This is a genomic window from Thioalkalivibrio sp. ALE14, assembly GCF_000376845.1.
Classification (GTDB): domain Bacteria; phylum Pseudomonadota; class Gammaproteobacteria; order Ectothiorhodospirales; family Ectothiorhodospiraceae; genus Thioalkalivibrio.
Genome location: NZ_AQXY01000030.1, coordinates 36,725 through 62,692, shown reverse-complemented (window position 1 = coordinate 62,692; position 25,968 = coordinate 36,725). Strand labels below are relative to the sequence as shown.

The 25,968-nt window shown below is 68.3% G+C and carries 31 protein-coding genes; 19 read left to right on the top strand and 12 right to left on the bottom strand.

Features of this window, described 5'->3' with window-relative positions:
* The first annotated feature begins 6 nt into the window (after window positions 1-6).
* Both glmS and F572_RS0111440 read left to right on the top strand, forming a co-directional pair.
* The gene (gene glmS, locus F572_RS0111445) at window positions 7-1,857 is read left to right on the top strand and encodes a glutamine--fructose-6-phosphate transaminase (isomerizing) (protein WP_017943076.1); all 1,851 of its coding nucleotides are present in this window, start codon (window positions 7-9) and stop codon (window positions 1,855-1,857) included.
* A gap of 105 nt (window positions 1,858-1,962) precedes the next feature.
* Complete coding sequence (locus F572_RS0111440) at window positions 1,963-2,259, top strand: hypothetical protein (RefSeq protein ID WP_017943077.1); 297 nt, start codon at window positions 1,963-1,965, stop codon at window positions 2,257-2,259.
* A 303-nt stretch (window positions 2,260-2,562) separates the two neighbouring features.
* On the opposite strand, the gene dtd is transcribed toward F572_RS0111440, so the two are convergent.
* The 3 genes from dtd to F572_RS0111425 all read right to left on the bottom strand — a co-directional run bounded on the left by dtd (window position 2,563) and on the right by F572_RS0111425 (window position 4,377).
* On the bottom strand, window positions 2,563-3,009 hold the full coding sequence (gene dtd / locus F572_RS0111435; protein ID WP_017943078.1) for a D-aminoacyl-tRNA deacylase: 447 nt from the start codon (window positions 3,007-3,009) through the stop codon (window positions 2,563-2,565).
* The gene (gene pip / locus F572_RS0111430) at window positions 3,006-3,992 is read right to left on the bottom strand and encodes a prolyl aminopeptidase (protein ID WP_017943079.1); all 987 of its coding nucleotides are present in this window, start codon (window positions 3,990-3,992) and stop codon (window positions 3,006-3,008) included. The genes dtd and pip overlap by 4 nt, the downstream gene beginning before the upstream one ends.
* Before the next feature lie 73 nt (window positions 3,993-4,065).
* The gene (locus tag F572_RS0111425) at window positions 4,066-4,377 is read right to left on the bottom strand and encodes a hypothetical protein (protein ID WP_017943080.1); all 312 of its coding nucleotides are present in this window, start codon (window positions 4,375-4,377) and stop codon (window positions 4,066-4,068) included.
* A gap of 237 nt (window positions 4,378-4,614) precedes the next feature.
* On the opposite strand from F572_RS0111425, the gene F572_RS0111420 reads away from it, so the two are divergent.
* Together F572_RS0111420 and F572_RS0111415 are read left to right on the top strand one after the other, a co-directional pair.
* Window positions 4,615-5,421, top strand: a complete 807-nt coding sequence (locus tag F572_RS0111420; RefSeq protein ID WP_017943081.1) for a tRNA 2-thiocytidine(32) synthetase TtcA — start codon at window positions 4,615-4,617, stop codon at window positions 5,419-5,421.
* On the top strand, window positions 5,396-6,307 hold the full coding sequence (locus F572_RS0111415; protein WP_017943082.1) for a lysophospholipid acyltransferase family protein: 912 nt from the start codon (window positions 5,396-5,398) through the stop codon (window positions 6,305-6,307). Before F572_RS0111420 ends, F572_RS0111415 begins: the two co-directional genes overlap by 26 nt.
* 46 nt (window positions 6,308-6,353) lie before the next feature.
* Here the strand turns inward: F572_RS0111415 and hslU are convergent, their stop codons facing one another.
* From hslU to F572_RS15425, 8 genes are all read right to left on the bottom strand, one after another.
* On the bottom strand, window positions 6,354-7,688 hold the full coding sequence (hslU, locus tag F572_RS0111410) for an ATP-dependent protease ATPase subunit HslU (protein ID WP_017943083.1): 1,335 nt from the start codon (window positions 7,686-7,688) through the stop codon (window positions 6,354-6,356).
* A gap of 42 nt (window positions 7,689-7,730) precedes the next feature.
* A complete protein-coding gene (gene hslV, locus F572_RS0111405; protein WP_017943084.1) occupies window positions 7,731-8,273 on the bottom strand; it encodes an ATP-dependent protease subunit HslV in 543 nt (180 codons plus the stop codon).
* 174 nt (window positions 8,274-8,447) lie between these two features.
* Window positions 8,448-9,401: a tyrosine recombinase XerC gene (gene xerC, locus F572_RS0111400; RefSeq protein WP_017943085.1), complete on the bottom strand. Its 954-nt coding sequence runs from the start codon at window positions 9,399-9,401 to the stop codon at window positions 8,448-8,450.
* The gene (locus F572_RS0111395) at window positions 9,373-10,110 is read right to left on the bottom strand and encodes a DUF484 family protein (RefSeq protein ID WP_017943086.1); all 738 of its coding nucleotides are present in this window, start codon (window positions 10,108-10,110) and stop codon (window positions 9,373-9,375) included. Before F572_RS0111395 ends, xerC begins: the two co-directional genes overlap by 29 nt.
* Window positions 10,107-10,943: a diaminopimelate epimerase gene (gene dapF / locus F572_RS0111390; RefSeq protein WP_017943087.1), complete on the bottom strand. Its 837-nt coding sequence runs from the start codon at window positions 10,941-10,943 to the stop codon at window positions 10,107-10,109. Before dapF ends, F572_RS0111395 begins: the two co-directional genes overlap by 4 nt.
* Window positions 10,943-11,617, bottom strand: coding sequence for a trans-aconitate 2-methyltransferase (locus F572_RS0111385; RefSeq protein ID WP_017943088.1), 675 nt, complete (start codon window positions 11,615-11,617; stop codon window positions 10,943-10,945). Before F572_RS0111385 ends, dapF begins: the two co-directional genes overlap by 1 nt.
* Window positions 11,614-12,903, bottom strand: a complete 1,290-nt coding sequence (gene lysA, locus F572_RS0111380) for a diaminopimelate decarboxylase (RefSeq protein WP_017943089.1) — start codon at window positions 12,901-12,903, stop codon at window positions 11,614-11,616. The genes F572_RS0111385 and lysA overlap by 4 nt, the downstream gene beginning before the upstream one ends.
* Window positions 12,904-13,038: a lipoprotein gene (locus F572_RS15425; protein WP_017943090.1), complete on the bottom strand. Its 135-nt coding sequence runs from the start codon at window positions 13,036-13,038 to the stop codon at window positions 12,904-12,906. It abuts the gene before it with no gap.
* Window positions 13,039-13,379: 341 nt separating this feature from the next.
* Between F572_RS15425 and soxY the strand changes: the two genes are divergently transcribed.
* The 13 genes from soxY (at window position 13,380) to F572_RS0111305 (ending at window position 22,406) form a co-directional block, all read left to right on the top strand.
* Window positions 13,380-13,850 carry a thiosulfate oxidation carrier protein SoxY gene (gene soxY / locus F572_RS0111365; protein ID WP_017943092.1) on the top strand — a complete coding sequence of 157 codons (471 nt, stop codon included), beginning with the start codon at window positions 13,380-13,382 and terminating at the stop codon, window positions 13,848-13,850.
* 46 nt (window positions 13,851-13,896) lie between these two features.
* Window positions 13,897-14,181, top strand: coding sequence for a thiosulfate oxidation carrier complex protein SoxZ (soxZ, locus tag F572_RS14810; RefSeq protein ID WP_017943093.1), 285 nt, complete (start codon window positions 13,897-13,899; stop codon window positions 14,179-14,181).
* A 127-nt stretch (window positions 14,182-14,308) separates the two neighbouring features.
* Window positions 14,309-14,689 carry a hypothetical protein gene (locus F572_RS0111355; RefSeq protein ID WP_017943094.1) on the top strand — a complete coding sequence of 127 codons (381 nt, stop codon included), beginning with the start codon at window positions 14,309-14,311 and terminating at the stop codon, window positions 14,687-14,689.
* 68 nt (window positions 14,690-14,757) lie between these two features.
* Window positions 14,758-15,351 (top strand): imidazoleglycerol-phosphate dehydratase HisB, encoded by a 594-nt coding sequence (gene hisB, locus F572_RS0111350; RefSeq protein ID WP_017943095.1) that lies wholly within the window; start codon window positions 14,758-14,760, stop codon window positions 15,349-15,351.
* Between the two features lie 24 nt (window positions 15,352-15,375).
* Window positions 15,376-16,032, top strand: a complete 657-nt coding sequence (gene hisH / locus F572_RS0111345) for an imidazole glycerol phosphate synthase subunit HisH (RefSeq protein WP_017943096.1) — start codon at window positions 15,376-15,378, stop codon at window positions 16,030-16,032.
* 10 nt (window positions 16,033-16,042) lie between these two features.
* Window positions 16,043-16,771 (top strand): 1-(5-phosphoribosyl)-5-[(5-phosphoribosylamino)methylideneamino]imidazole-4-carboxamide isomerase, encoded by a 729-nt coding sequence (gene hisA / locus F572_RS0111340; RefSeq protein ID WP_017943097.1) that lies wholly within the window; start codon window positions 16,043-16,045, stop codon window positions 16,769-16,771.
* A 1-nt stretch (window position 16,772) separates the two neighbouring features.
* On the top strand, window positions 16,773-17,567 hold the full coding sequence (gene hisF, locus F572_RS0111335; RefSeq protein ID WP_017943098.1) for an imidazole glycerol phosphate synthase subunit HisF: 795 nt from the start codon (window positions 16,773-16,775) through the stop codon (window positions 17,565-17,567).
* A complete protein-coding gene (locus tag F572_RS0111330; RefSeq protein WP_017943099.1) occupies window positions 17,564-17,932 on the top strand; it encodes a phosphoribosyl-ATP diphosphatase in 369 nt (122 codons plus the stop codon). Before hisF ends, F572_RS0111330 begins: the two co-directional genes overlap by 4 nt.
* Window positions 17,933-18,129: 197 nt before the next feature.
* Window positions 18,130-18,429 (top strand): twin-arginine translocase TatA/TatE family subunit, encoded by a 300-nt coding sequence (gene tatA / locus F572_RS0111325; RefSeq protein ID WP_017943100.1) that lies wholly within the window; start codon window positions 18,130-18,132, stop codon window positions 18,427-18,429.
* 44 nt (window positions 18,430-18,473) lie between these two features.
* Window positions 18,474-19,178, top strand: coding sequence for a Sec-independent protein translocase protein TatB (tatB, locus tag F572_RS0111320; RefSeq protein ID WP_017943101.1), 705 nt, complete (start codon window positions 18,474-18,476; stop codon window positions 19,176-19,178).
* Window positions 19,175-20,383 (top strand): twin-arginine translocase subunit TatC, encoded by a 1,209-nt coding sequence (gene tatC / locus F572_RS0111315; protein ID WP_017943102.1) that lies wholly within the window; start codon window positions 19,175-19,177, stop codon window positions 20,381-20,383. Before tatB ends, tatC begins: the two co-directional genes overlap by 4 nt.
* 103 nt (window positions 20,384-20,486) lie before the next feature.
* A complete protein-coding gene (gpmI, locus tag F572_RS0111310; RefSeq protein WP_017943103.1) occupies window positions 20,487-22,037 on the top strand; it encodes a 2,3-bisphosphoglycerate-independent phosphoglycerate mutase in 1,551 nt (516 codons plus the stop codon).
* A gap of 12 nt (window positions 22,038-22,049) precedes the next feature.
* The gene (locus tag F572_RS0111305; RefSeq protein WP_017943104.1) at window positions 22,050-22,406 is read left to right on the top strand and encodes a cupin domain-containing protein; all 357 of its coding nucleotides are present in this window, start codon (window positions 22,050-22,052) and stop codon (window positions 22,404-22,406) included.
* 538 nt (window positions 22,407-22,944) lie between these two features.
* Here F572_RS0111305 and pyrE read toward each other — a convergent pair.
* Window positions 22,945-23,580 carry an orotate phosphoribosyltransferase gene (pyrE, locus tag F572_RS0111300; RefSeq protein ID WP_017943105.1) on the bottom strand — a complete coding sequence of 212 codons (636 nt, stop codon included), beginning with the start codon at window positions 23,578-23,580 and terminating at the stop codon, window positions 22,945-22,947.
* A gap of 113 nt (window positions 23,581-23,693) precedes the next feature.
* Here pyrE and F572_RS0111295 point away from each other — a divergent pair, with 113 nt between their 5' ends.
* Together F572_RS0111295 and F572_RS0111290 are read left to right on the top strand one after the other, a co-directional pair.
* Entirely contained in the window at window positions 23,694-24,467 is a 774-nt protein-coding gene (locus tag F572_RS0111295) for an exodeoxyribonuclease III (protein WP_255349336.1), read from the top strand.
* A gap of 18 nt (window positions 24,468-24,485) precedes the next feature.
* Complete coding sequence (locus F572_RS0111290) at window positions 24,486-25,901, top strand: AmpG family muropeptide MFS transporter (protein ID WP_038034359.1); 1,416 nt, start codon at window positions 24,486-24,488, stop codon at window positions 25,899-25,901.
* Window positions 25,902-25,968 lie beyond the last annotated feature (67 nt).

The window sequence follows — 25,968 nt, the reverse complement described above, 5'->3', positions numbered from 1 at the left end:
GAACCGATGTGCGGTCTGGTGGCAGGCATAGGCGAACGGAACCTGGTCCCCGTTCTGGTCGAGGGATTGCACCGACTGGAATACCGGGGTTATGACTCCGCGGGGGTCGCGGTCGTCAACGACGGGACCGTGGACGATATCCGCGCGATCGGCAAGGTCGCGGCCCTGGAGCAGCGCATCCAGGAGGCCGGCCTGCAGGGCCGCGTCGGGATCGCCCACACCCGTTGGGCCACCCACGGCGCACCCACCGAAGGCAATGCCCACCCTCACCGTTCCCGCGACGGGCGGGTAGCCATCGTGCACAACGGCATCATCGAAAATCATGCGGACCTGCGTTCCCGTCTGGACGCCGCGGGCTGGCCCTGCGTCTCCGCGACCGACTCGGAGGTCATCGCCCATCGCCTCGAACAGGCCCTGGAGGCCGGGGCGTCGCCGCGGGAGGCCATGCGGGCCACATGCGCCGAGCTGCAGGGCGCCTACGCCATTGCCGCCGTGTTCGCCGATTTCCCCGACGAGCTGATCGTCGCGCGTTCGGGCAGCCCCGTGCTCCTGGGTCTGGGCATCGGCGAGACCTTCGCGGCCTCCGACGTCCAGGCCCTGCTCCCGGTGACGCAGCGGTTCGTCGACCTGGAGGACGGCGATATCGCGCGCCTCACCCGTGACGGCGTGGCGATCGAGGACGCAAGCGGGGCGCCGGTCGATCGCGGCATCCGCGAGAGCCGCTGCCAGGTCAACATCGCCGATCGCGGTGAATACCGGCACTTCATGCTCAAGGAGATCTACGAGCAGCCGCACGCGCTGGAAGAGACGCTGTCCGGCCGCCTGGGCGAGTCCGCCATCCTCGAGAATATCCTCGGACCCGGGAGCGATGAACGCCTTGCGGATGTCGCGGCGGTCCAGATCGTCGCCTGCGGCACGAGCTACCACGCCGGTATGGTCGCCGCCCACTGGATCGAGGAGCACCTTGGCCTGCCCGCTCGGGTCGAGGTGGCGAGCGAGTATCGCTATCGCCGCCATGTCCTCGCCCCTGGCACGCTGCTGGTCGTGATCTCGCAGTCGGGCGAGACGGCCGACACCCTGGCCGTACTGCGCCAGTCCCAGGACGAGCCGTTCCTGGCGCGCCTGGCGATCTGCAACGTCCCCGAGAGCACCATGGCGCGCGCGGCCGATATGGTGATGATGACCCATGCCGGGCCCGAGATCGGCGTCGCCTCCACCAAGGCGTTCACCACCCAGCTCGCTGCGCTCGCCGTCCTGGTCCTGTTGCTGGGGCAGGCCGCCACTGCTGCGCGCATGCCCGATGGCGAGCGCGCCGCGGCCGTCGCGGCCCTGCGCGGGCTCCCCGAACAGGTTGCGCGGATCCTTGCCCTGGACACACCGATCGCGCGCATCGCCGAGGGCCTCCTGGAGCGCCAGCATGCGCTTTTCCTGGGGCGCGGGGCCTATTTCCCGATCGCGCTGGAGGGCGCGCTCAAGCTCAAGGAAATCTCCTATATCCACGCCGAGGCCTACCCCTCGGGCGAGCTGAAACACGGCCCGCTGGCCTTGGTGGATACCGAGATGCCGGTGGTGGCCGTGGCGCCGGATGATGCCCAGCTGGAGAAACTGTCCAGTAACCTCCAGGAGGTCCGCGCCCGCGGCGGCCAGCTGATCGTCATTGGCGAATCCAGCGCGGCGCGCGCCCTGGCGCCGGAAGATACCTGGATCGGTCTCCCGCAGACCGGGGCCGTCAGTCCCTGGCTGGCCCCGATCCTGTTCACCATCCCGCTCCAGTTGCTGGCCTACCACACGGCGGTGCTGAAGGGCACGGACGTCGATCAACCGCGCAACCTGGCGAAGTCGGTGACCGTCGAATAGGGCGCGGCCTGCCCCAACCGCTCATTCCATCAGGAAACGCTTGTATTCGCGCCCCGGGTCCGCTAGATTCGGGCGCGCTTGAATAACCTGTCACAGGAGTACCTCATGGATCAGCAAGAGCTCAACAACCGCTGCGTCACCCTGTTCCAGTCCCCGCGCATTCAGACCAAGCTCTGGAACCCGCGCATGTTCTGGGAAGTCGGCCGCAAGCTGAACACCACCCCGGACGAGCTGACCCAGCCGAAGGTCGACCTGTGCGAGCTGGAAGTGATGCTCTCCGCTGCCGCCTACGAGCCGTCGCAGTGCGCCGACAACCTGAACCAGCGCGAGGCCGGCCGTGCCGACTTCATCCGTCGCGCGGTCCAGTCCGGCCAGCGCCCGTTCCTGCGTCGCGCGGCCTGATCCGCGCGCATAGCGAACCCAGCGTTGCTCTAAGGGACCCGGCCTCGTGCCGGGTCTCTTCGTTTGGGGCCCATGAAAACCGAATGCTCTACCACAGAGGACACGGAGGTCACGGAGAAACGAAGGAAAGGTACAAGGCTGTGGCTAAATGCCGCGTGCGACGCCATTCTTTCCGATCCCCGGTCGCTGTCGGGCGGCCCCCCTGCACCGTGGCGTTCCAGCAAAGACCTCCTCTGTGTCCTCCGTGTTCTCTGTGGTTAATTCGCCCTTGACCTGGGTTTGGGTTCGGCCGCCCGTCGCGGCTTACTGCCCGCGCGCCTCCAGCCAGAAGGTCACCGGGCCGTCGTTGGTCAGGCTCACCTGCATGTCCGCGCCAAAACGCCCGCTGGCGACCGGTGCGTGGCGTTCGGTCGCCCGGCGCACCAGCACCTCGAACAACGCCGCCCCGTGTTCCGGGCTGGCGGATCCGGAGAAGCTCGGGCGCATCCCCTTGCGGGTATCGGCGGCGAGGGTGAACTGCGGCACCAGCAGTAGCCCGCCGCCGGCCTCGACCAGGCTCCGGTTCATCCGACCGTCCTGGTCCGCGAACACGCGGTAGCCCAGCAGGCGGTCCAGCATGCGCTCCGCGCTCGCCTCGGTGTCGTTCGGCTCCACGGCCACCAGGGCCACCAGCCCGGGCCCGATGGCGCCCGTCACCTCACCGCCGACCGCCACCTGGCCCTCGGTGACGCGCTGGATCAATGCGATCACGCCCGCGCCTTGCCGGTGCCGGGCTCGACCCGCCCCGCGAGCTGCGTGCCCAGTCGGTCGGTGGCCGCGACCAGTCGACGCAGGATCCCGGGCTCGGGGGCCGAGTGGCCGGCATCGGGGACGATCTCCAGCTGCGCCTGCGGCCAGGCCTGGTGCAGCGCGACCGCCTGGTTCACCGGACAGACCACGTCGTAGCGTCCGTGCACGATGGTGCCGGGAATGCCTCGGAGCCGGCCGGCATCGCGCAGCAGCTGGTCGGGCTCCAGGAAGGTGTCGTGCATGAAGTAGTGGCATTCCAGCCGCGCCAGGCTGACCGCCACGTCGGGCTCCTCGAAATGGGCGATCACGTCCTCGTTCGGGATCAGGCAGGAGGTGCGTCCCTCCCAGCCGGACCAGGCCCGGGCCGCCGCCTCGCGTACCGCCCGATCGTCATCCGTGAGCCGCCGGTAATACGCGCCCACCATGTCGTCGCGCTCCGCCTCGGGGATCCGCGCCTCGTAGTCGGCCCAGGCCTCGGGGAACAGGCGGTCGGCGCCGGACTGGTAGAACCACTGGATGTCCTGCGGGCGGCACAGGAAGATCCCCCGCAGCACCAGCCCGAGCACCCGCTCCGGGTGCCTCTGGGCATACGCCAGCCCCAGGGTGGAGCCCCACGACCCGCCGAACACGGCCCAGCGCTCGATCCCCAGGTGCTCACGGAGCCGCTCGATGTCCGCCACCACATGCCACGTCGTGTTCGCCTCGAGGCTGGCATGCGGCGTCGAGCGTCCGCAGCCGCGCTGGTCGAACAGCACAATGCGGTAGCGCTCGGGGTCGTAGAACCGGCGATGCCAGCTCTCGCACCCCGAGCCCGGCCCGCCATGCAGGAACACCACCGGGATGCCGTCCGGGTTGCCGCATTCCTCGAAGTAGAGTTCGTGGCCGTCGCCGACCTTCAGCCGGCCCATCCCGTGCGGTTCGATCTCGGGGTACAGTGCGTCCATGGCGGTTCTCCGGAAAAACCCCGAGTGTCGCCAAAACGCCCGCCCCGCGAAACCCTCGATGCGATTGCTGGCGCTACTCCGGGTCCTCGATCACCCGCCCTCGGTAGACCCGCCGCTTGTGTGCAGAGTGCGACCCGGTCGCTGCATGGGGATCCGCTTCCGTGTTCGCCGCGGGCGGGGACCGCAGATACCCTGATCCCTCCAGCTGGCTGCGCAGGGTCAGCGCCGCCGCCTGCACCAGGCTCGACTGCGAGCGGCCGGCGTAGTCCAGGATCGCTTCCATGAAATCGGGATCGCTCACCGACAGCCTCGCCACTGCGGGAAATTCGGTCCGCAGGTTGCGCCGCAGCTCGGCGGCCAGACTGAGGCTCTTGCGGTCGTGCATGGGGTCCCCCGGTGGACATTGCCTTCCGGATCCCTTGCAAACGCAGTGCCATGGCGAGACTGCGTATCGCAGGCCATGCGTGGGGCCCGCTCACCGCGTTGCCGCACCCTTGCGGCGCAGCGGCTGCCCGGACCCGGTGCATGCCTGCGAGCCGTGCACCAACGGTTGGCGCCCCCAACCCCGCACCGGCCTACCGATGCTTGCGTGCAGACCGCGCGCGGCCTATGTTGCGGCCCCATGGAGACTCCCGCCGTTCCCGCCTCGATCCGCCGCCTTGCCGGGCGTGCCATCGCCGACTTCGACATGGTCCGCGAGGGTGACCGTATCCTGGTCGGCCTGTCCGGTGGCAAGGATTCGCTGACCCTGCTGTGGCTGCTGCACAACCTCGCGCGGCGGGCCCCGGTGCATTTCGAGGTCGGGGCGGTCACCATCAATCCCGAGATCGAGGGGTTCGAGCCGCAGCGGCTGATGGACTACCTCGCCGCGTATGGCATCCCCTATCACTTCGTGTCCGAGCCGATCGCCGAACTGGCGGACGCGCACATGGACAACGACTCGTTCTGTTCCTTCTGCTCGCGGATGAAGCGCGGCCTGATGTATCGCACCGCGCGCGAACGCGGCTACAACGTACTGGCGCTGGGCCAGCACCTCGATGATCTCGCGGAGAGCTTCATGATGAGCGCCTTCCATGGCGGCCAGCTGCGCACCATGAAGGCCCACTACGCGATCGACGCCGGCGACCTGCGGGTGATCCGCCCGCTGGTCTACGTGCGCGAGCGCCAGACCCGTGACTTCGCCGAGGCCGCGGGGCTGCCGGTCATCCTCGACAACTGCCCGGCCTGCTTCGCCATGCCCACCCAGCGCGAGCACATGAAGCAGCTGCTGGCGCAGGAAGAGGCGCAGCACCCGCGGCTGTTCCGCAACCTGCGCACCACCCTCAAACCCCTGATGACCGAGGGCGGCATTCCTCCGCGCGAGCCGCCGCCGGACAGGACCGCCGAACCCGAAGCGTCCGAGCATGGCCCGACGTCGGCATCTGCGTGACCGCCTGATCGGGGGCGGCCTGCGCCTGCTCGCGCGACTCCCGCTGCGGGTAAACCACGCCCTGGGCGGCGGGGTGGGCGCGCTTGCCTGGTATCTCCCCACGCGCGCGGCCCGTATCACCCGCATCAACCTGGCGCTGTGCTTCCCGGAAAAGGATCCGGCCTGGCGGCGGCGGGTGGGGCGTCGCTCGTTGATGGCCATGGGCCGGGCCCTGACCGAATCGCCCTGGCTGTGGCAGTCGCCCCCGGCAAGCCTGGAGACGCTGGCCGTCCAGCCGCCGCACTACGCGCGCCTGCGCGAGCGCCCCCCCGGCCGGGCGCTGTTCCTGTGCGCCCCGCATCTGGGTTCCTGGGAGTTCGCCGGCCTGCATGCCGCCCGCCACGGTCCGATGGCCACGCTGTACAGCCCGTTCAAGACCCCGGAGATTGATCGCTGGGTGCGCGAGGCCCGGGCCTCGACCGGGGCCGAGCTGGCCCCGGCCGATCGCAGCGGCCTGCGCATCCTGCAGCAGGCCCGCGACCGCGGCGAGATCATCGGCATCCTGCCGGACCAGAGCCCCAAGGGCGCCTCGGGCCAGCACGCTCCGTTCTTCGGCCGCCCGGCCCTGACCATGACCCTGCTCCCCCGCCTGCTGCGCGGGCGCGCGGATCACGTGGTGTTCCTGTTTGCCGAGCGCCTGCCCGGGGGCCGGGGCTTTCGCTATCACGAGGTCGAAGCCGGGCCGGAGGTGGCCGACCGCGATTTCGCCCGCGCGGCCGCGGCGATCAACGCCCATGTGGAGACCCTGGTGCGGCGCTGCCCCGAGCAATACAACTGGGCGTACAAGCGCTTCCACCCGCCGCCCGAGGGCTGGCCCGACCCCTATCGCCAGGGGCCCCCCGAGTAGCGCCCCCTGGCGCAGATCACGGGGCGTCGGTCCCGGCGGGGCTGCGTCAGAGGATGTAGCGGGACAGGTCCTCGTCCTCGACCAGGTCGCCCAGGCGTTCGTCGACAAAGGCACGGTCCACGATCACGGCCCCGTCGACGTCCGGGGCGCGGTAGGCCACATCCTGCAGCAGGCGCTCCAGCACGGTGTGCAGGCGGCGGGCCCCGATGTTCTCGGTGCGGGCGTTCACGTCAAAGGCGATCTCGGCCAGGCGGCGCACACCGTCCTCCTCGAAACGCAGCTCGACGGCCTCGGTCTTCATCAGTTCGGTGTACTGCTCGGTCAGCGAGGCCGTGGGCTCGGTCAGAATGCGCACGAAGGCGTCCACCGACAGGGAGTCCAGCTCGACGCGGATCGGCAGCCGGCCCTGCAGCTCCGGGACCAGGTCGGACGGCTTGGAAAGGTGGAACGCGCCGGAGGCGATGAACAGGATGTGATCGGTGCGCACCATGCCCAGCTTGGTGGACACGGTCGTGCCCTCGATCAGCGGCAGCAGGTCGCGCTGCACGCCCTCGCGGGAGACCTCGCCGCCGCTGGTCTTCTCGCTGCCCTTGGCGACTTTGTCGATCTCGTCGAGGAATACGATCCCGCTTTCCTCGACGCGCTCGATGGCGCGCTCCTTCAGCTCTTCCTCGTTGATCAGGCGCGCGGCCTCCTCGTCGATCAGCAGCTTGCGCGCCTCGGCAATCTTCAGCCGCCGCGAGCGCGTCTTCTGGCCGCCGAGGTTCTGGAACATCGACTGCAGCTGGCTGGCCATCTCTTCCATGCCCGGGGGTGTCATGATCTCCACGCCCTGCGGGTTCTGCGAGATCTCGATGTCGATCTCGCGCTCGTCCATGTCGCCTTCGCGCAGGCGCTTGCGCAGCTTCTGCCGCGTTTCGCTGTTGGAATCGTCGGGCTCGGACTCGGTGAAGCCGGCGTTGCGCGGGCGCGGCAGCAGGGCATCCAGGATGCGTTCCTCGGCGGCGTCCTCGGCCTTCACGCGGTTCTCGCGGATCGCCTCGTCGCGCAGCTGCTTGATCGCGGCCTCGGCCAGATCGCGGATGATCGATTCCACATCGCGGCCGACGTAGCCGACCTCGGTGAACTTGGTCGCCTCGATCTTGATGAACGGGGCATGGGCCAGCTTGGCCAGACGCCGGGCGATCTCGGTCTTGCCGACACCGGTCGGGCCGATCATCAGGATGTTCTTGGGCGTGACCTCCGGCTGCAGCTCCGGCGGCAGCTGGCGGCGGCGCCAGCGATTGCGCAGGGCGACGGCGACGGAGCGCTTGGCCTCGTCCTGGCCGATGATGTAGCGGTCCAGTTCCTGGACGATCTCGCGGGGGGTCATGTCGGTCATGGCAGAAGGGGCCTTGGTCGAATCATTCGGGGCCGGGGCGCGTCATTCCGCGTCCAGGCTCTCCAGGGTGATGTTGTGATTGGTATACACGCAGATGTCGGCGGCGATGTTCAGGGATTTCTCCACGATTTCGCGGGCCGGCAGGTCGGTGTTCTGCAGCAGGGCCTGGGCGGAGGCCTGGGCGTAGGGGCCGCCGGAGCCGATCGCGATCAGCGCGTTCTCCGGCTCGATCACGTCGCCGTTGCCGGAGATCACGAAGGAGTTCTCGCGGTCGGATACGGCCAGCAGCGCCTCCAGCTTGCGCAGGGCGCGGTCGGTGCGCCAGTCCTTGGCCAGCTCGACGGCGGCGCGGGTGATGTTGCCGGAGTGCTTCTCCAGCATGCCCTCGAAGCGCTCGAACAGGGTGAAGGCGTCGGCGGTGCCGCCAGCGAACCCGGCCAGGATGCGGTCGTGATAGACGCGGCGCACCTTGCGCGCGTTGCCCTTCATCACGGTGTTGCCCAGAGATACCTGGCCGTCGCCGCCAAGCGTGACGGCGCCGTCCTTGCGGACGCATACGATGGTGGTGCCGCGAAACTGTTCCACGGGCGGTCTCCTTTTGCTGCGGTCGGGGAAGGCCCCGGGCCGGTTCCTGCCGCTAGGCCCCGGGTGCGCCGATCGTTCGGCCGGCCGTTCCGGGGCGCGAGGTTGCGGTGTCCCGGGGCTTCGCGCAATGAATCGGTGGCGAGGGTGTGGCTTCTCCCGAGGTTTCGATGATGCTCAGTCGCTGTCGGACGAGCGGCTTCGCCGGGCGCGCGGGTGGGCCGCATCATACACCTGTGCCAGGTGCTGATAGTCGAGATGGGTATAGATCTGGGTGGTTTCAAGGTTGGCGTGGCCAAGAAGTTCCTGGATGGGGCGCAGATCGCCGCTGGACTCCAGCAGGTGGCTGGCAAAGGCATGGCGCAGGCGGTGCGGGTGCAGACGCACGTCCAGGCCGGCGCGCCGGCCCGCCTCGGCGACCCGGCGCTGCACCGCGCGGTTGCCGATGCGCTGGCCGCGCCGTGTGACGAACACGGCGTGCTCGTCCGGCGCGGTCCAGTCACCCCGGTGTTTCAGCCAGGTGCGCAGGGCATCGCGGGCCACCCGGCCTACCGGGACGCTGCGCTCGCGCCGGCCCTTGCCGAGCACCCGCACCAGCCCCGAGTCCAGATCCAGATCGGTCAGATCCAGCCCGGTCAGTTCCGACAGGCGCAGCCCGGAGGAGTACAGCAGTTCGAGCATCGCCTGGTCGCGGGCCGCCAGCGTCGGGTTCAGGCCCTCGGCCGGGGCCAGGGCCTGCTGGGTCTGGTCGACGTCGAGGTCGCGTGGCAGCGGGCGCCCGGCGCGCGGCCCGCGCATGCCGGCGGCCGGATTGGCCGGCATGCGCCGCTGTTCCACCTGGTAGGCGAAGAAGCCACGCACGGCGGACAGGAAGCGCTGGATGGAGCGCGGGTGGCGTCCCTGACGGGCCAGCTGCCCGGCGATGCGGCGCATGTCCGCGGCCTTCAGCGTCTCCCAGGGGCCTTCGTGCAGCCCGCGCAGACGCGTCAGGTCGCGCCGGTAGGCCTGGATGGTATGCGGCGAATGACCGCGGACATCGCGCATGTGGGCCAGAAAGGCCGCGATGTCCGGGTCCGGCGCGGGGGCGTTGGCGTGCGCCGCGTCAGGCCGCGGCGTGGGTCCGCTCGACATGGCAGCGGATCGATTCGGCCAGCAGGTCGCCGATATGGGTCACGAAGTAGGTGCCCATGTCGGGCTGGAAGCGGTCCGCGGACTCACTGGCCAGGCCGAGCACGCCGATGCGGTCGGTCTCGTCACCCAGCGGCATCAGGATCGCCGAGCCGATCTCTTCGGCGTCGTCGAACAGCACGTCCAGCATCTCGGCGGGCACCCGGCCGCACTGTGCCTTGCCACGGCTGAACAGGGGATCGAAGGTCCCCAGTTCGCCCTTGTCGAGCGCGTGCAGGTCGTCGACCTTGCGGTTGGCCAGGCGGATGCTGACACGCTCCGCGCCCAGCTCGTTACGCAGGGCGTCCTGGGTCAGGGCCAGCACGGCGTCCAGGTTCTCGGCGCGCATCAGGGTCTTCGCGAGTTCGTGCAGGTGCTGGCCCATGCGCTCGTTATCGCGGGCGCGCTCCACCAGCTCGCCCATGTGCTGCTCCATCGCCCGGTGCTTCTCGCGCAGCAGGGCGACCTGGCGCTCCAGCAGGGATACCGCACCGCCGGTCGGGTGCGGCAGGCGCAGGATATCCAGCAGCGGGAGGTGGTTCTGGAAGAAGTCGGGGTGCTCGCGCAGATAGGCCTCGACGTCGGCCGCGCTGATCGCGTCTTTGGGGTGGTTCTTCGTTGTGCGGGTCTTCGCGGTCTCTTTCACAGAGGCGTTGGAGGAGTGCCCAGTCATAGATCGATCCAGCCGTTGAATACCGTGGTGGCCGGCCCGGTCAGCCAAACCGGTGCCTCGGCCTGTCCGTTCCAGCTTAGCACAAGGGTCCCGCCCGGCAGGGTTACCTCGACGTCGTCGTCGACCAGGCCGCGGCGGCGCAGGACGGCCATCGCGGCGGCGGCACCGCTGCCGCAGGCGAGCGTCTCCCCGACCCCGCGCTCGAACACCCGCAGGTCGACATGCCCGCGGTCGCGCAGCGCGGCAAAGCCGACGTTCACCCGCCGGGGGAAGCTTTCGTGGCGCTCGATGACCGGGCCGATCTCGGCCACCGGCGCGCGGGCGACGTCGTCGACCAGGATCACCGCATGCGGGTTGCCCATGGAGACCGCGCCCAGGGTGATCGAGTGGCCCTGCACGTCCAGGGTGTAGGCGTCGGCCTCGCCTTCGGCGACCAGCGGGATGCGCGCCGGCGCGAACTCAGGGCGGCCCATGTCGACGCGCACCCGCTCGTCGTCCTCGACATGCAGCACGATGCGCCCGCCCAGGGTCTCGACCGGGATCTCGCGGGCCTCGGTCAGGCCCTGCTCGCGCACGAAGCGGGCGAAGCAGCGCGCGCCGTTGCCGCACTGCTCCACCTCGGACCCGTCGGCATTGAAGATGCGATAGCGGAACAGGGCCTGTGCCGGATCGCCGGGGGCTTCCACCAGCAGGATCTGGTCGCAGCCGACCCCGAAGTGGCGATCCGCCAAGTGGCGCAGCGTCGACTCGTCCAGCCGGACTGCCTGGCGGATGCCGTCGATCACGACGAAGTCGTTGCCCAGCCCGTGCATCTTGGTAAATTCCAGGCGCATCAGACGGCCTCCGGCAAGTGCCCGTGGATGATCATGTGCCGATCCGAGGTGGTGCGGACGGTGAAGCGATCGAGCCCGGCGGCGGCCAGCTGGTCGCGGACCTCGTCGGGAGTGAAGGCCGCGTGCAGGGAGTGCTCGAAGTCGCGGCGCAGGACCGGAGGGTCGTCGGCCGCGTACTGCGCCACCAGGGCCTGGACCGCCTCCGTCGAGTCCGGGCGCCGCAGGTCCATCACGAACACCGTCGCACCCGGCGCACCGTCCCGCCGGATCGCCTGCCACAGCACGGCCGGGTCGTGCAGGTGATGCAGCAGGGAGTTGCTGATGATCGTGGCGTACGGGGCGCGTGGTCCGCGCGCCTCGGGCAGGCAGCCCTCGGACAGGTGCACGCGCTCCGCCGCCGGGTGGCCGGCCATCAGCGCGTCACCCGCGGCCAGCATCGCCGGGGCACCGTCGAGGCCGTCGACCTCGCAGTCCGGGTAGCGCGCGGCAAAGCGCAGCGAGACATCGCCCGGGCCGCAGCCGAGATCCAGCACGCGCCCGGTCACCGGGGCCGGGAAGGCCTCGGCGAAGGCATCCACGAAGCCCTCGTGCGGGGCGGCGAAGTCGGCCTCGGCGTAGGCGCGGGCCTGCTCCGGCGCCAGCATCAGCTCGGGTTCGGGCTGGCGCGGGATCACGGGTCCACGCTCCCGGGCGGGTTCTCGTCGTCCGGGTCCTGCGGGAGCATGCTCTCGCGCATCATCAGGTGATCCACCTGCTCGCGGCGGTTGATGATCTGGAAGTGGTCGCCGTCGACCATCACCTCCGGCGGGCGTGGGCGCGAGTTGTAGTTGCCCGCCATTACATAGCCGTAGGCGCCGGCCGAGCGCACCGCCAGCAGGTCGCCGGTGGCCAGCGCCAGTTCGCGTTCGCGCCCGAGGAAGTCGCCGGTCTCGCAGACCGGGCCGACGATGTCGTAGGTGCGCGCGGCGGTGTCGTCGCGCTGCACCACCGGCACGATCTCCTGCCAGGCGCCATACAGCGCCGGGCGCAGCAGGTCGTTCATCGCGCCGTCGACGATCGCGAAGTCGTGCGCCTCGGTGTGCTTCAGGTATTCCACCCGGGTCAGGAACACGCCGGCGTTCGCGGCGATCGCCCGCCCCGGTTCCAGCAGGACCTTGAGATTCCGCTCGCCCAGCACCTCGCGCAGGGCGCTGGCCCAGGCCTCGGGCTCCGGCGGGGTCTCGTCGCGGTAGCGCACGCCCAGCCCGCCGCCGACATCGATATGTTCCAGTTCGATGCCGTCCGTGGCGAGCTCGTCGACCAGCGCCAGCACGCGCTTCAATGCATCGGTGAATGGATCGATGCGCGTGAGCTGCGAGCCAATATGGAAGTCGACGCCGGTTGCCTCCAGGTGTTCGCTGTCGCGCACCCGGGCGTACAGCGCCGGGGCCTCCTCGATCGCCACACCGAACTTGTTCTCGCGCAGCCCGGTGGCGATGTAGGGATGGGTCTCGGCGTCGACATCCGGGTTCACCCGGATCGACACCGGGGCTTTGACCCCCATTTCCGCGGCGACCGCCTCCAGTCGGTCCAGCTCCGGGGCGGACTCGACGTTGAAGCAGTGGATGCCGACCTCCAGCGCCCGGCGCATCTCGGCCGCGGTCTTGCCCACCCCCGAGAACACCACCCGCGCCGGGTCGCCGCCGGCGCGCAGCACGCGCTCCAGTTCGCCGCCGGAGACGATGTCGAAGCCGGCGCCCAGGCGCGCGAGTACGTTCAGCACGCCCAGCGCGGAGTTGGCCTTGACCGCGAAGCAGACCTGGTGCGGGGTGCCGATCAGGGCCTCGCTGAAAGCCCGGTAGTGGCGTTCCAGCGTGGCCCGGGAATACACGTAGGCGGGGGTGCCGACCAGCTCGGCCAGGCCGTCCAGGGCGACGCCTTCGCAAAACAGGGTGTCGCCGTGGTAGTCGAAATAGTCCATCTAGCGGCGCTCCTCGGTTTCTTCGTCATCGGGCAGGTAGAGATCGCCCTTCTGGCCACAGGAGGCGAGCATCTGCATCGTGCCAAGCACGACGATCACGGCAATCAACAGCCATTGGGCCTTGCAGGAGAACATGGTGGGGTCCAGGGTCTTCGTTGCATGGGAAGGCGATAGTGTGCCATTGATACGCCGCTGGCTTCAGGTGCACCCGGTGTTCGCTGTGGCGCTCACCCGGATGAAATCCGCCCGGTTCAGGAATCGCGATGATTCGTTCATCAATGATTCAGCCTGGTTTGGGACGATGCATCTGCGAGACCAGCAAAAAGACCACTGAAGCTGGTCAGGGGGCGGAGTCCGGTCCGCAGGGAATAGACCCCTGCAGGTCGCCGTCCAAAGCAACAGGCGTCACAGCGGTTCGCCGCGGAGACGTCCCCGGATCATCCGGAACTGACCCACAAGATGAGAGGAGATCATCCATGATTAGCACCAAGCGCCGTGTCTTCCTGAAAGGCACTCTCGCCGCCGGTACTGTCGGTGTCGCCGTCGGGGCCGGTCTGCTCGCCCCGAGCAAGCTGCTCGCCGCCTGGCCGTCCGAAGCCTTTGGCGCCGAAGGCCTGGCCGCCGCCATGGAAGCCGTGACCGGTTCCAGCGACGTGGCCGATGGCGACGTCACCCTGAGCGCCCCGGAAATCGCCGAAAACGGCGCCGTGGTTCCAGTGTCCGTCGAATCCGGCCTGGACAACGTGACCGAAATGGCCGTGTTCGTCGAGCTGAACAATCAGCCGCTGACCGCCCACTACGTGCTGGCGGATGGCGCGCATGCGAACGTCTCCGGCCGTATCCGCATGGGCGAGTCCTCCAACGTGATCGCCGCCGTGAAGTCCGGCGACACCTGGTACAAGACGGTTCAAGAAGTGAAGGTCACGGTCGGTGGCTGCGGCGGCTAACGCCGACCCCGAACCGCTGATCCGAACACTACTGGAGGTTTAAGATATGTCTATTCGAGTTCGCGCCCAGGAAAGCAACGGCGTTATCAATGTTCGTGCGCTGATCAGCCACGACATGCTGGTCCCCGACGACGACGGTGGCCCGCACTTCATCGAAACCGTGGAAGTGGCGCGCAATGGCAGCACCGCCATCACCGCCAACTGGAACTACACCGTTTCCCGCAACCCGTTCTTGCAGGTTGAGCTGGACGGTTCTTCCGGTGACACCGTGTCCATCTCCTGGACGGACAACAAGGGTGAATCCGACTCGACCGAGGTCGAGGTGCGGTAAAGAGCGCTTCCACGCTCTGCAAGAAAGCCGGGGCTTGTCCCCGGCTTTTTTTGTGCCCGGATCCGGGCCGTCGCACTCCGGCCTTTCTGGCCTACACTCCAGACAGGTCCATGCCGAGCGACGCGCCATGCCGCCCCATTCCCCTCCGCGAACCCCGGATGCCGAACCCGCGCTGCGGCCGGCCCTGCTCCTCGAACCCCATCAGCCCCTGTGGCAGCGTCTCCCGCGGCGCGACGCCGAAGGGCGCCGGCTGGCGGATTTCATGATGCTGATCCCCGGTTTGCGCCAGCGCCCGCGCGAGGAGATCCATGCCCGGGCCCGCGCCATCGAACGGGTCCTGAACGCCTACGGTGGGGATATCGCCTTCGTTGAGCTGAACCTGAAGCTGAACACGTTGTGGGTCTCGCTGACCGCGCGGCCGGGGATTTGCAGCGAACTGCCCTGCGCCATCCAGGAGGCCGTGCCGGAGGCGTTACTGGTGGGGCCGAAGCTGGGGCCGCGCGGATAACGCCCGCGGTCATACCGGGCGCGGGCCAGCCTTGCTACACTGACGTTTTACCGTGCCTGAACCGGAACATGACTGAACGTACCGCATCCGTCCGCCGCGACACCCTGGAGACCCGGATCGCCATCGAACTGAACCTCGACGGCACCGGCCAGAGCCACCTCGAGACGGGCATCCCGTTCCTCGATCACATGCTGGACCAGATTGCCCGCCACGGACTGGTGGATCTCGACGTGCGCGCCGAGGGCGACCTGCACATCGATGCCCACCACACGGTGGAGGACATCGGGATCACCCTGGGTCAGGCCCTGGTGAAGGCCCTGGGCGACAAGAAGGGCATCCGCCGCTACGGCCATGCCTATGTCCCGCTGGACGAAGCCCTGTCGCGCGTGGTGATCGACTTTTCCGGGCGTCCGGGGCTGGAGATGCATGCCGATTTCCGCCGTTCGCACATCGGCGAGTTCGACGTGGACCTGTTCCACGAATTCTTCCAGGGCCTGGTCAACCACGGCTGGATGACCCTGCATATCGACTGCCTGCGTGGCGACAATGCCCACCATGTCGCCGAGACCATCTTCAAGGCCTTCGGACGTGCCCTGCGCGTGGCGGCGGAGATGGATCCGCGCTCGGCGGGCATGATGCCGTCCACCAAGGGAACCCTGTAACGGACCAACGGACGAGACCCGGCCATGGAAACTGTTGCCGTCATCGATTACGGCATGGGCAATCTGCACTCGGTCGTGCGTGCGCTGGAGCACGAGGCGGCGGCCGATCAACGCGTGCTGCTCACGGACGACCCCGAGACCCTGCGCGAGGCGGATCGCCTGGTGTTTCCCGGCCAGGGCGCGGCCGGGGATGCCATGCAGGCGCTCGCCCGGCGCGGGCTCGACCGGCTGCTGCCCGAGCTGGCGGCGGACCGGCCCTTCCTGGGCCTGTGCCTGGGCCAGCAGATCCTGATGGACACCAGTGAGGAAAGCGGCGGGGTCGACCTGCTGGGCGTCCTGCCGGGCCGGGTCGCGCGCTTCCCGGCGATGCAGGGCCCGGATGGCCGGCGCCTGAAGATCCCGCACATGGGCTGGAACCGCGTGCTGCCGGCGCAGGAGCATCCCCTGTGGCACGGCCTGCCGGAGACCCCGTGGTTCTATTTCGTCCACAGTTACCGGGTGCAGCCCGAGCGCGAGGCCGATGTGGCCGGGCGCACCGATTATGGCGAGACCTTTGCCTCGGCACTGGCGCGGGGCTCGTTGTTCACCATGCAGTGCCATCCGGAGAAGAGCGCCGCCTGCGGGCTGCGCCTGCTGCACAACTTTCTGCGCTGGGACGGAGACGGTCCCGGGGCGTCGTGAGGAGTCGAAGATGCTGGTCATTCCCGCAATCGATCTGAAGGAAGGCAAGTGCGTTCGCCTGCGTCAGGGGAACATGGACGATTCCACCGTGTTCGGCGAGGACCCGGTGGAGATGGCGAAGCGCTGGGTGGATGCCGGGGCCGAGCGCCTGCACATCGTCGACCTCGACGGCGCCTTCGCCGGCCAGCCGCGCAACGCCCGGGCGGTCCACGCGATCGCCAGGGCCTTCCCCGACCTGCCGATCCAGATCGGCGGCGGCGTGCGCGACGAGGACACGGTACAGGCCTATCTGGATGCCGGGGTCGAATACGTCATCATCGGCACCCGGGCCGTCAGCGCCCCGCACTTCGTGAACGACCTGTGCCTGGAATTTCCCGGACGCATCATCGTCGGGCTGGACGCAAAGGACGGCAAGCTGGCGGTGGATGGCTGGTCCAAGCTCTCGCACCACGATGTGATCGACCTCGCCCAGCACTTCGAGGCGGACGGCGTGGTCGCCTTCGTCTACACCGACATTGCCCGTGACGGGATGATGAAGGGCCCCAACGTGGAGGCCACCGCACGCCTGGCAAGCAACGTGAGGGTGCCGGTGATCGCCTCCGGCGGCATCAGCTCTCTGGACGATCTGCGCAACCTCGCCGAGCGCGAGGAGGACGGCATTACCGGCGCGATCGTCGGGCGCGCGCTGTACGAGGGCGCTTTCACCCTGGAGGAGGCCCGCCAGGCCGCCGGGAACTGAGATGCTCGCCAAACGCATCATCCCCTGCCTGGACGTCGACGCCGGCCGCGTGGTCAAGGGCGTCAACTTTGTCGGCATCCGCGATGCCGGCGACCCGGTGGAGATCGCTCGGCGCTACAACGCTCAGGGCGCGGACGAGATCACCTTCCTCGACATCACCGCCTCCAGCGACGACCGCGAGACCATCCTGCACGTGGTCGAGGCGGTGGCCCGCGAGGTCTTCATCCCGCTGACCGTCGGTGGTGGCGTGCGCGCGGTGGAGGATATCCGCCGCCTGTTAAATGCCGGGGCCGACAAGGTCTCCATCAACACCGCCGCGGTGCACCGTCCGGAGCTCGTGCGCGAGGCCGCCGACTGGGTCGGCAGCCAGTGCATCGTGGTCGCGATCGACGCCAAGCAGGTCAGCACCGGGAATGAATCACCACGCTGGGAGGTCTTTACCCACGGAGGCCGCCGCGAGACCGGGCTGGACGTGGTCGAGTGGGCGCAGCGCATGGAGTCCCTGGGGGCCGGCGAGATCCTGCTGACCAGCATGGACCGCGATGGCACCCGGATCGGCTTCGATCTGCCCCTGACCCGGGCGGTGAGTGACGCGGTCGGCGTGCCGGTGATCGCCTCCGGTGGCGTGGGCGAGCTGCAGCACCTGGTCGAGGGCGTGACCGAGGGGCATGCCGACGCGGTCCTGGCGGCCAGTATCTTCCACTTCGGGCAGCACACGGTGGGCGAGGCCAAGGACGCGATGGCCGCGGCCGGCGTCCCGGTGCGGCCGAACGATGCCGGGGTGGCCACGCAATGACCGATTCGAATTCCGCGCGCCCCGGTGGGGCCGAGGTGCTGGCCGCGCTGGCCGAGGTGATCGAGCAGCGCCGTCAGGCCGACCCGGAGCAGTCCTATGTGGCCAAGCTCCATGCCCGGGGCCTGGACGAGATGCTCAAGAAGCTCGGCGAGGAATCGGCCGAGACGCTGATCGCCGCGAAGAACGATGATACGGACGCCCTGGTGTCGGAAATGGCCGACCTGTGGTTTCATGCTCTGGTGGTGCTCGCGGCCCGCGGGCGACACCCGGATGACGTGCTGGATGAACTGGCGCGGCGTTTCGGCCTGTCGGGTGTCGCGGAGAAGGCTGCGCGCGAAACGAGTGGACGCCGTTCCGATCACTGATTTTTCCGGCCGCCTTTTGATCGGCTCCGGTAAAGCGTGCGTTCATGTAGCCTGGCTACACTGCATTCGCTGCGCGTGGTGCGCGAGCAAGAGCGAACCGGGCGCGTACGTGTACATTACTCGGGTGCCCCATAGTTGATTATGGGCCTGGCGCCGTTCAGGCTAACCCCAAAGTTGTTTTACCGGAGACAGAGTTCATGGGTATCGGTGGTATCAGTATTTGGCAGCTCCTCATCATCCTGTTGATCGTCGTGCTGCTGTTCGGCACGAAGAAGCTGCGCAACATGGGCGGGGATATCGGCTCGGCGATGAAGAACTTCCGCCAGGCGGTCAAGGATCCCGACGCCGAGAAGAAAGAAGGCGAGGAAGGCGAGGAAGGCGGCGAGCCGCGCGAGGTCGAGGATCAGACCGACGAGAAGGGCCGCGTCGTCGATGCCGAGGTCAAGAAGAGCAGCGAAAAGGAATCCGACGCCTCGCAATCGGACAAGAAGTCCTGAGCGCCGCGCCCGACGCGGCGGTCCGGCTCGAGCGACGATAGCCCATGTTCGACATTGGCTTCTGGGAAATCATCATCATCGTGCTGGTAGCGCTTCTGGTCGTCGGGCCGGAGCGGCTGCCCGGGCTTGCGCGCGAGATCGGGCGCTGGGTGGGCAAGACGCGGCGCTTCGTCCATAGCGTGCGCTCCGATTTCGAGCAGGAGCTGCAGACTGACGAGCTGCGCAACATGTTGAAGAGTCAGGATCGCGAGATCCGTCAGCTCAAGAACATGATGGACGAGACCGAGACCAGTCTGCGCGAGGATATCGAGGATACCGAGCGGGGTCTCCGGGAGGATATCGAAGGCCAGCCGAAGACCCGCAAGAACCTCTCGGAGCAGGAACAAAAGGCCCTTTCCGAGAAGAAGCCGAGCAAGCCGGCGGTGCGCGACAAGCCTTCCATGCGCAGTCCTGATGCGTCGGTCCGTGATACGGATCAGGCTGCGTCGGAAACCCCCGGGGATGCGGATGCCCCCGAGGTGCGCCGCGTGCCTACCCAGGGTGACCTGGACGGCAACCTGATGACCGATGACCCGGCGCTGGCCGCCGAGCAGAAGGCACGCGAGACCGATGGACCGCGCCCGGAGCGCAAAAAGCCGGCCGTGCGCGAACGTCGAACCCCGGACTCCGCGAGCGACACCTCGACGCCGGACAGTGGCTCGACAACCGACACCACTCACGACAACCAGACCCCTGACAAGCACTCATGAGCAAGACCAAACCGGGGGTCGAGCCGAGTCCGGAAGCCACCGAGACCCTGCTCACGCACCTGATCGAGCTGCGTGACCGCATCCTCAGGATGTTCATCGCCATCCTGGTGGTGTTCCTGGTCCTGTTCCCGTTCGCCAACCCGATCTACACCTGGCTGGCCGGCCCGCTGATGCAGCACCTGCCGGAAGGCACCAGCATGATCGCGATCGACGTGGCTGCGCCGTTCCTGATCCCGTTCAAGCTGACCCTGCTGCTGGCGGTGGTGCTCAGCATCCCCTACCTGCTGTATCAGGTCTGGTCGTTCGTGGCGCCGGGGCTCTATTCCCACGAAAAGAGCATGGCACTGCCGCTGGTGGCTTCGTCCACCGCGCTGTTCTATCTGGGCATGGCGTTCGCCTACTTCGTGGTCTTCCCGCTGATTTTCGCGTTCTTCACGGCCACGGCCCCCGAGGGCGTGGCCGTGATGACCGATATCTCGCGCTATCTGTCCTTCGTCATCATGCTGTTCATCGCCTTCGGTATTGCCTTCGAGGTGCCGGTGGCGACTATCCTGCTCGTCTCCATGGGCGCCACGACGCCGGCCAAGCTCGCACAGAAGCGGCCCTACGTGATCGTCGGGGTGTTCCTGGTCGGCATGGTGCTGACCCCGCCGGATATCATCTCGCAGACCCTGCTGGCGCTGCCGATGTGGCTGCTCTTCGAGATCGGCCTGATCCTGTCGCGGATCATGGAGCGCAAGAAGGCCGAGCGCCGTACCACCGCGGGTGGTGGCGATGGTGCGTCCGATGGCGACGGTCCGGACGACGACGGTCCGGGCGGGGGCGGTGGTACGTCGCCCGGCGGTGGATCGGGCGGCTCCGGGGGTGCCCGCACCACCGCCGCGACGACGGGGGCGGCTGCCTCCACCGCCAAACCCGCCAAGGGCGAGGGCACCAGTGCCGCGGCCCGCACCGGGTACACCCCGCTGACGGACGACGAGATGGACGCCGAGCTCGACCGCATCGAGGAAGAGCAGGCTGAGCTGCGCCGCCAGCGCGAGGCCCGCGACTCCGGCGGCGCCACCGCCGGGCAAGCGCCAGCGGATCCGGCGCCCGATGCCACGTCGGCTCCTGCCGCCGAGAACCAGGACGACGCGGGCTCGCCATCCGACGAGGACAAGGGCGGTGGGCCGCCCGACCATCCCGACGCCGGGCGGGAGCGCTGACCCTCTCTGTGCTCCGCCTCATTTGTGCGGCGCCACGCCCCGCCAAGCATCGGAACTTGCTAAAATGCCCGGGTAACCCATTGACCCAGGTAATGATCCCGCGATGGCCGATCCGCGTTCCACCCCCCGCCGCCCCGTCCTGCTGGTCGTCATGGACGGAGTGGGCGTAAACCCCTCCAAGCTGAACAATGCCTACGCCGAGGCCGACACTCCGCGTCTCGACGAGTATCTGTCCACGCACACGCACACGACGCTGGATGCCTGCGGCCGCGCCGTCGGGCTGCCGGACGGGCAGATGGGCAACTCCGAGGTGGGGCACCTGACCCTGGGGGCCGGGACCGTGATCAACCAGGACCTGGTGCGCATCGACGACTCCATCACCGATGGCAGCTTCTACGAGAACGACGCCCTGGTCAGTGCCGCCCGGGCGGCCGCCAACAACGACCTGCCCCTGCACCTGATCGGCCTGGTCTCGGACGGCGGCGTGCATTCGCATATCCGCCACCTGCGCGCTCTGATCGAGATCTGCCAGCGCGAGGGGGCCCGCCCGATGGTGCACATGATCACGGACGGCCGCGATACCGCGCCGCGCTCCGCGCTGAACTACCTCGATCCCCTCGAGGAGGAGCTGGCAAGCGCTGGCGGCGCCATCGCCACGGTCTGCGGGCGCTACTACGCGATGGATCGCGACAAGCGCTGGAAGCGTACGGAGAAGGCCTTCCGCGCCATTGCCTACGCCGAGGGCGAGGCCGCCGGTTCCGCCCGGGAGGCCATCGAGGCGGCCTACGCCGCCGGCGAAGACGACGAGTTCATCAATCCGCGCATCATCAACGGCGGCGCGCCGCTGGGCGAAGACGCGGTCTGCGTGCTGTTCAACTTCCGTAATGATCGCCCGCGCCAGCTCACGGCGGCCCTGGGCATGGACGACTTCGACGGCTTCGACCGCGGCGACTTCCACCCGGTCTCCGAGACCTGCCTGACCGAGTACGACCCGCGCTTCCTGTCGCCGATCGCCTTCCCGCCGGAGCGCCCGTCGACGACCCTGGGCAGCACCATCGCCTCCGCCGGGATCCCGCAGTTCCACTGCGCCGAGACCGAGAAGTACGCCCACGTGACCTTCTTCTTCAACGGCGGCAAGGAAGAACCCTACGCCGGGGAGCAGCGCGTGATGGTTCCCTCGCCTTCGGTCGATACCTACGACGAGCAGCCCGAGATGAGTGCGAAGGAAGTCGCTGACGAGACCATCCAGGCCATGCAGAGCGGGCGCTACGGCTTCATTCTGGTTAACTTCGCCAATGGCGACATGGTCGGTCACACCGCCAAGCGCGAGGCCCTGATCCAGGCGGTCCAGACCCTGGACCGCGAGGTCGGCCGGGTGCTGGATGCTGCGAAGGAACTGGAATACTCCGCGATCGTGACCGCCGACCACGGCAACTGCGACGAGTACATCGACCCGGTGACCGGGGCCCCGCACACTCAGCACACCATCTACCCGGTCATGTGCATGATTCTCGACTCGCAGCGCTGGCGCCTGCGCACCGGCGGCGGGCTGGCCGACGTGGCGCCGACCGTGCTGGAACTGATGGGCGTGCCCAAGCCCGCCGCGATGGGCGGGCAGAGCCTGTTGTTCGAGGAAGTGCCGGCTTCGGCCTGAGCAGGGGCAGCCATGCACACGCGCTATAGCGACATCCCGGCCTACGACACCAAGGACGGCTCCGAGATCCGCGAGTTGATGCACCCCGATGTGCATGGCAATGCGGCCCAGAGCCTGGCCGAGGCGGTGGTCGAGCCCGGGGCGACGACGCGCCTGCATCGCCACGGTCGAACGGAAGAGCTCTATCACGTGACCCGTGGACAGGGCGAGATGCGCCTGGGTGACACGACCTTCCCGGTGAGCGTGGGCGACACCGTCTGCATTGCCCCCGGCACGCCGCACAACATCCGCAATACGGGTAGCGAGCCGCTGCATATCCTGTGCAGCTGCTCGCCGGCGTACTCGCACGACGACACCGAACTCCTGTAGCGCCGAGCGGCGCACGCCGCTACCCCGCTCCGTCATTGCGAGGAGGCGCAGCCGACGAAGCAACCTCCCGAAGCTGGCAGGGGCCGGACCGGTCGGGATCGGGTGGTTCCAGACGCAGGTTACTCGCTTCGCTCGCCCTGCGGGCCGGCCTGCGGCCGTTCAACGCAGCTTCGCTGCTTTTGTGCTTCGTCGCCGCGCTCCTCGCAATGACGGGGGCATGGATGCGGCGGTATGCGCCCCCTAGGGAGACGCTGATTGAATCGCACGTCCGCGTTGGTGCCCCTGTTTTCCGAGACACGGCGCGTCGTGCAGCGGGTAGTGGTTCTACCCGCAAGCGGCGCAACGCAGGATCGGGGAACAGGGGGCGCCAACCCCACAAACCATTGAAAGCAGGGGATCGGCCGCCCGCTGTTGAGAAAAACGGGCGTGGGAACGGCGTTGCGGTTCCCTTGTGCAGAATGACGGCACGGCAGTCACCGCGCCTTGTTCGCACGCAAAAGCGACTCGAGCGCGGACGCGCGATCCAATCAGCGTCTCCCTAAACCCCGTATTCGGCGCGGTAGGCGCGCAGGGCCTCCAGGTGTTCCGGTGCGCGGCCGGTGTCCTCGAGCATGGTGACCAGGTCGCCCAGCCGGGCGACGCGCACTACCTGAAGGCCCAAGTCGGCCTCGACCTCCTGGATCGCGGAGCGTTCGCCGCGCCCGCGTTCCTCGCGGTCCAGCGCAATCGCAACCCCCACCGGCGCCGCACCCGCCGCGCGGATCAGGTCCACCGACTCGCGGATCGCGGTGCCGGCGGTGATCACGTCATCCACGATCAGCACCCGGCCCTCCAGCGGGGCGCCGACGATGTTGCCGCCCTCGCCGTGGTCCTTGGCCTCCTTGCGGTTGAAGGCCCAGGGGCGGTCCATGCCGTGGTCGCGATAAAGCGCCTCGGTCACTGCTGCCGCCAGCGGGATGCCCTTGTAGGCCGGGCCAAACACCAGGTCGAACTCGATGCCGGAGTCCACAATCGCGCGGGCATAGAATTCGCCCAGGCGGGCCAGATCCGACCCCCGGTTGAACAGCCCCGCGTTGAAGAAGTAGGGACTCACCCGCCCGGACTTCAGCGTGAACTCGCCAAAGCGCAGGACATCGCGTTGCAGGGCATATTCCAAGAAGGCGTGGGCGGTCATCGGGGTGCTCCGGTCGTAAAACGCCGTATTCTGACACACCCACCCGCGAATCCGGCATCGGCGCCGGTCGGGGCCCTTTTCCGCGCCCGCGTGCGCGGGTATTGTTCCCCGCCATGCGCATACTCTCGATGAACGCCAATGGCATCCGTGCCGCCGCCCGCAAGGGCTTCTTCGACTGGCTCCCGACCACTGAGGCCGACGTGGTCTGCATCCAGGAGACCAAGGCCCAGATCCATCAGATCCAGGGCGAGCCCTTCCATCCACCCGGTTATCACAGTGTCTATGTCGATGCGGTGAAGCCCGGCTACAGCGGGGTGGCCCTGTACAGCCGTCGCCAGCCGGACGAGGTTGTGACCCGCATCGGCTTCGAGGAGGCCGACAACGAGGGCCGCTATGCCGAGATGCGGTTCGGCAACCTGTCGGTGGTCTCGCTGTATCTGCCCTCGGGTTCCTCGGGCGATCACCGCCAGGACTCCAAGTGGCGCTTCCTGGAGTTCTTCCGCCCCTGGCTGGCGGAACGCATGCAGGACGGGCGTGAGTGGGTCATCTGCGGCGACTGGAACATCGCCCACAAGGAGATCGACCTCACCAACTTCAAGTCCAACCGCAAGAACTCCGGCTTCCTGCCGGAGGAGCGGGCCTGGCTGGACCACCTGTTCGACGAGATCGGCATGGTCGACGTGTTCCGCCGGCTGGATGGGCGCCCCGAGCAGTACACCTGGTGGTCCAACCGCGGCCAGGCCTGGGCCAAGAACGTGGGCTGGCGGATCGACTACCAGATCGCCACCCCGGGCATTGCCGCCACCGCGCGCGACCCGTACATCCATACCGACGATCGCTTCTCCGACCACGCGCCGTTCTGGATCGACTATGACTACCAGCCCTGACCGGGGCCTGTGCCGCGCATGACCGACGCCGCCGAAGCGCAACGGCCCCCGCGCCGCGACTGGCGCGCGGCCCTGGCGGTCTACCGCCATCCGCGGGTCATCGGCATGCTGTTCCTCGGCTTTGCCGCAGGGCTCCCGCTGCTCTTGACCGGTGGCACCTTCACCGCCTGGCTGCGCGATCTTGGCGTGGAGCTGGCCTCCATCGGGTTCCTCTCCTGGGTCGGCATGGCCTACAGCATCAAGGTGTTCTGGGCACCGGTGGTCGATCGCCTGGCCCTGCCGGTCCTGACCCGGGTATTCGGCCGCCGCCGCGCCTGGATGCTGTTCGCCCAGGCCGTCATCATGCTCGGTCTGGCCGGGATCGCCCTGACCGACCCGACGGAGCAGCTCTGGCTGGTGGCCGTCTGGGCCGTACTCACGGCCTTCGGCGCCGCGACCCAGGACATCGCCATCGATGCCTACCGCATCGAGGCCGTCAGCCAGGAGCGCCAGGGCGCGATGGCTGCCGCCTACGTGTTCGGCTATCGCGTCGCCCTGTTGACCGCTGGAGCCGGGGCACTGCATATCGCCGCGATCGGCAGCTGGAGTCTCTCCTACGGCGCGATGGCCGCGCTGATGCTGGTGGGCGTGGTCTGCACGCTGATCGTCCGTGAGCCCGAGGTGGCCCGGCGGGACTCCGCCACGGCCCGGCTCGAGGACCGCGTGGTCGACTACCTCAACAACACCTCGGATACCGGATGGTGGCGCGGTCTGAAGGCCTGGTTCATCGGCGCGGTGATCTGCCCGTTCGTCGAGTTCTGGCAGCGCTTCGGGAAGATCGCCCTGGTGGTGATCGCCTTCATCGCCGTGTTTCGCATCAGCGACATCTTCATGGGGGTGATGGCGAACCCGTTCTACCTGGATATCGGCTTCACCAAGGACGAGATCGCCAACATCGCCGCCGCCTTCGGCCTGGCCATGACCCTGACCGGCGCGGCCCTGGGCGGGCTGCTGGTCGTGCGCTTCGGCATCATGCGCATGCTGATCACGACGGCGGTTCTGGCGCCGCTGACCAACCTGACCTTCTCCTGGCTGGCCACCCTGGGCCCCGAGACCTATGGCCTGGTGTTCGCGATCATGGCGGACAATCTTTCCGGTGGCATGGCGATCTCGGTGTTCATCGCCTACCTCTCCAGCCTGACCAACAGTGCCTACACCGCCACCCAGTACGCCCTGTTCAGCTCGATCATGACCCTGCCCGGCCAGTTTCTCGCCGGTTTCACCGGCGTGCTGGCGGAGCACATCGGCTGGGTCTGGTTCTTCGCCAGCTCGGCCCTGATCGGCATCCCCACCATCCTGCTCGCCTTCGCCCTGATGCGCTGGGCCAACCCCGACCATATGGCCCAGCCGGGCCGGCCGGATGTGCCGGAGCCCCAGGCCGCGAATAGCGCCTGACCCAGGGCGCTGCCCCGAGCACAAAAAAGCCCGCACCGGATGGTGCGGGCTCGAGTCGTCCGAAGGC

Excerpts from the sequence above, each read along its gene's own strand:
- gpmI (WP_017943103.1), top strand. The coding sequence starts at position 20,487 with ATGGCCGATCCGCGTTCCACCCCCCGCCGCCCCGTCCTGCTGGTCGTC.
- hisA (WP_017943097.1), top strand. The coding sequence starts at position 16,043 with ATGCTGGTCATTCCCGCAATCGATCTGAAGGAAGGCAAGTGCGTTCGC.
- hisB (WP_017943095.1), top strand. The coding sequence starts at position 14,758 with ATGACTGAACGTACCGCATCCGTCCGCCGCGACACCCTGGAGACCCGG.
- F572_RS0111415 (WP_017943082.1), top strand. The coding sequence starts at position 5,396 with ATGGCCCGACGTCGGCATCTGCGTGACCGCCTGATCGGGGGCGGCCTG.
- pyrE (WP_017943105.1), bottom strand. The coding sequence starts at position 23,580 with ATGACCGCCCACGCCTTCTTGGAATATGCCCTGCAACGCGATGTCCTG.
- hisH (WP_017943096.1), top strand. The coding sequence starts at position 15,376 with ATGGAAACTGTTGCCGTCATCGATTACGGCATGGGCAATCTGCACTCG.
- F572_RS0111330 (WP_017943099.1), top strand. The coding sequence starts at position 17,564 with ATGACCGATTCGAATTCCGCGCGCCCCGGTGGGGCCGAGGTGCTGGCC.
- hslU (WP_017943083.1), bottom strand. The coding sequence starts at position 7,688 with ATGACCGACATGACCCCCCGCGAGATCGTCCAGGAACTGGACCGCTAC.
- xerC (WP_017943085.1), bottom strand. The coding sequence starts at position 9,401 with ATGTCGAGCGGACCCACGCCGCGGCCTGACGCGGCGCACGCCAACGCC.
- F572_RS0111440 (WP_017943077.1), top strand. The coding sequence starts at position 1,963 with ATGGATCAGCAAGAGCTCAACAACCGCTGCGTCACCCTGTTCCAGTCC.
- tatA (WP_017943100.1), top strand. The coding sequence starts at position 18,130 with ATGGGTATCGGTGGTATCAGTATTTGGCAGCTCCTCATCATCCTGTTG.
- F572_RS0111295 (WP_255349336.1), top strand. The coding sequence starts at position 23,694 with ATGCGCATACTCTCGATGAACGCCAATGGCATCCGTGCCGCCGCCCGC.
- F572_RS0111355 (WP_017943094.1), top strand. The coding sequence starts at position 14,309 with ATGCCGCCCCATTCCCCTCCGCGAACCCCGGATGCCGAACCCGCGCTG.
- dapF (WP_017943087.1), bottom strand. The coding sequence starts at position 10,943 with ATGCGCCTGGAATTTACCAAGATGCACGGGCTGGGCAACGACTTCGTC.
- F572_RS0111425 (WP_017943080.1), bottom strand. The coding sequence starts at position 4,377 with ATGCACGACCGCAAGAGCCTCAGTCTGGCCGCCGAGCTGCGGCGCAAC.
- tatC (WP_017943102.1), top strand. The coding sequence starts at position 19,175 with ATGAGCAAGACCAAACCGGGGGTCGAGCCGAGTCCGGAAGCCACCGAG.
- F572_RS0111290 (WP_038034359.1), top strand. The coding sequence starts at position 24,486 with ATGACCGACGCCGCCGAAGCGCAACGGCCCCCGCGCCGCGACTGGCGC.
- hisF (WP_017943098.1), top strand. The coding sequence starts at position 16,773 with ATGCTCGCCAAACGCATCATCCCCTGCCTGGACGTCGACGCCGGCCGC.
- pip (WP_017943079.1), bottom strand. The coding sequence starts at position 3,992 with ATGGACGCACTGTACCCCGAGATCGAACCGCACGGGATGGGCCGGCTG.
- F572_RS0111305 (WP_017943104.1), top strand. The coding sequence starts at position 22,050 with ATGCACACGCGCTATAGCGACATCCCGGCCTACGACACCAAGGACGGC.
- lysA (WP_017943089.1), bottom strand. The coding sequence starts at position 12,903 with ATGGACTATTTCGACTACCACGGCGACACCCTGTTTTGCGAAGGCGTC.
- tatB (WP_017943101.1), top strand. The coding sequence starts at position 18,474 with ATGTTCGACATTGGCTTCTGGGAAATCATCATCATCGTGCTGGTAGCG.
- soxY (WP_017943092.1), top strand. The coding sequence starts at position 13,380 with ATGATTAGCACCAAGCGCCGTGTCTTCCTGAAAGGCACTCTCGCCGCC.
- glmS (WP_017943076.1), top strand. The coding sequence starts at position 7 with ATGTGCGGTCTGGTGGCAGGCATAGGCGAACGGAACCTGGTCCCCGTT.
- F572_RS0111420 (WP_017943081.1), top strand. The coding sequence starts at position 4,615 with ATGGAGACTCCCGCCGTTCCCGCCTCGATCCGCCGCCTTGCCGGGCGT.
- soxZ (WP_017943093.1), top strand. The coding sequence starts at position 13,897 with ATGTCTATTCGAGTTCGCGCCCAGGAAAGCAACGGCGTTATCAATGTT.
- F572_RS0111395 (WP_017943086.1), bottom strand. The coding sequence starts at position 10,110 with ATGACTGGGCACTCCTCCAACGCCTCTGTGAAAGAGACCGCGAAGACC.
- F572_RS15425 (WP_017943090.1), bottom strand. The coding sequence starts at position 13,038 with ATGTTCTCCTGCAAGGCCCAATGGCTGTTGATTGCCGTGATCGTCGTG.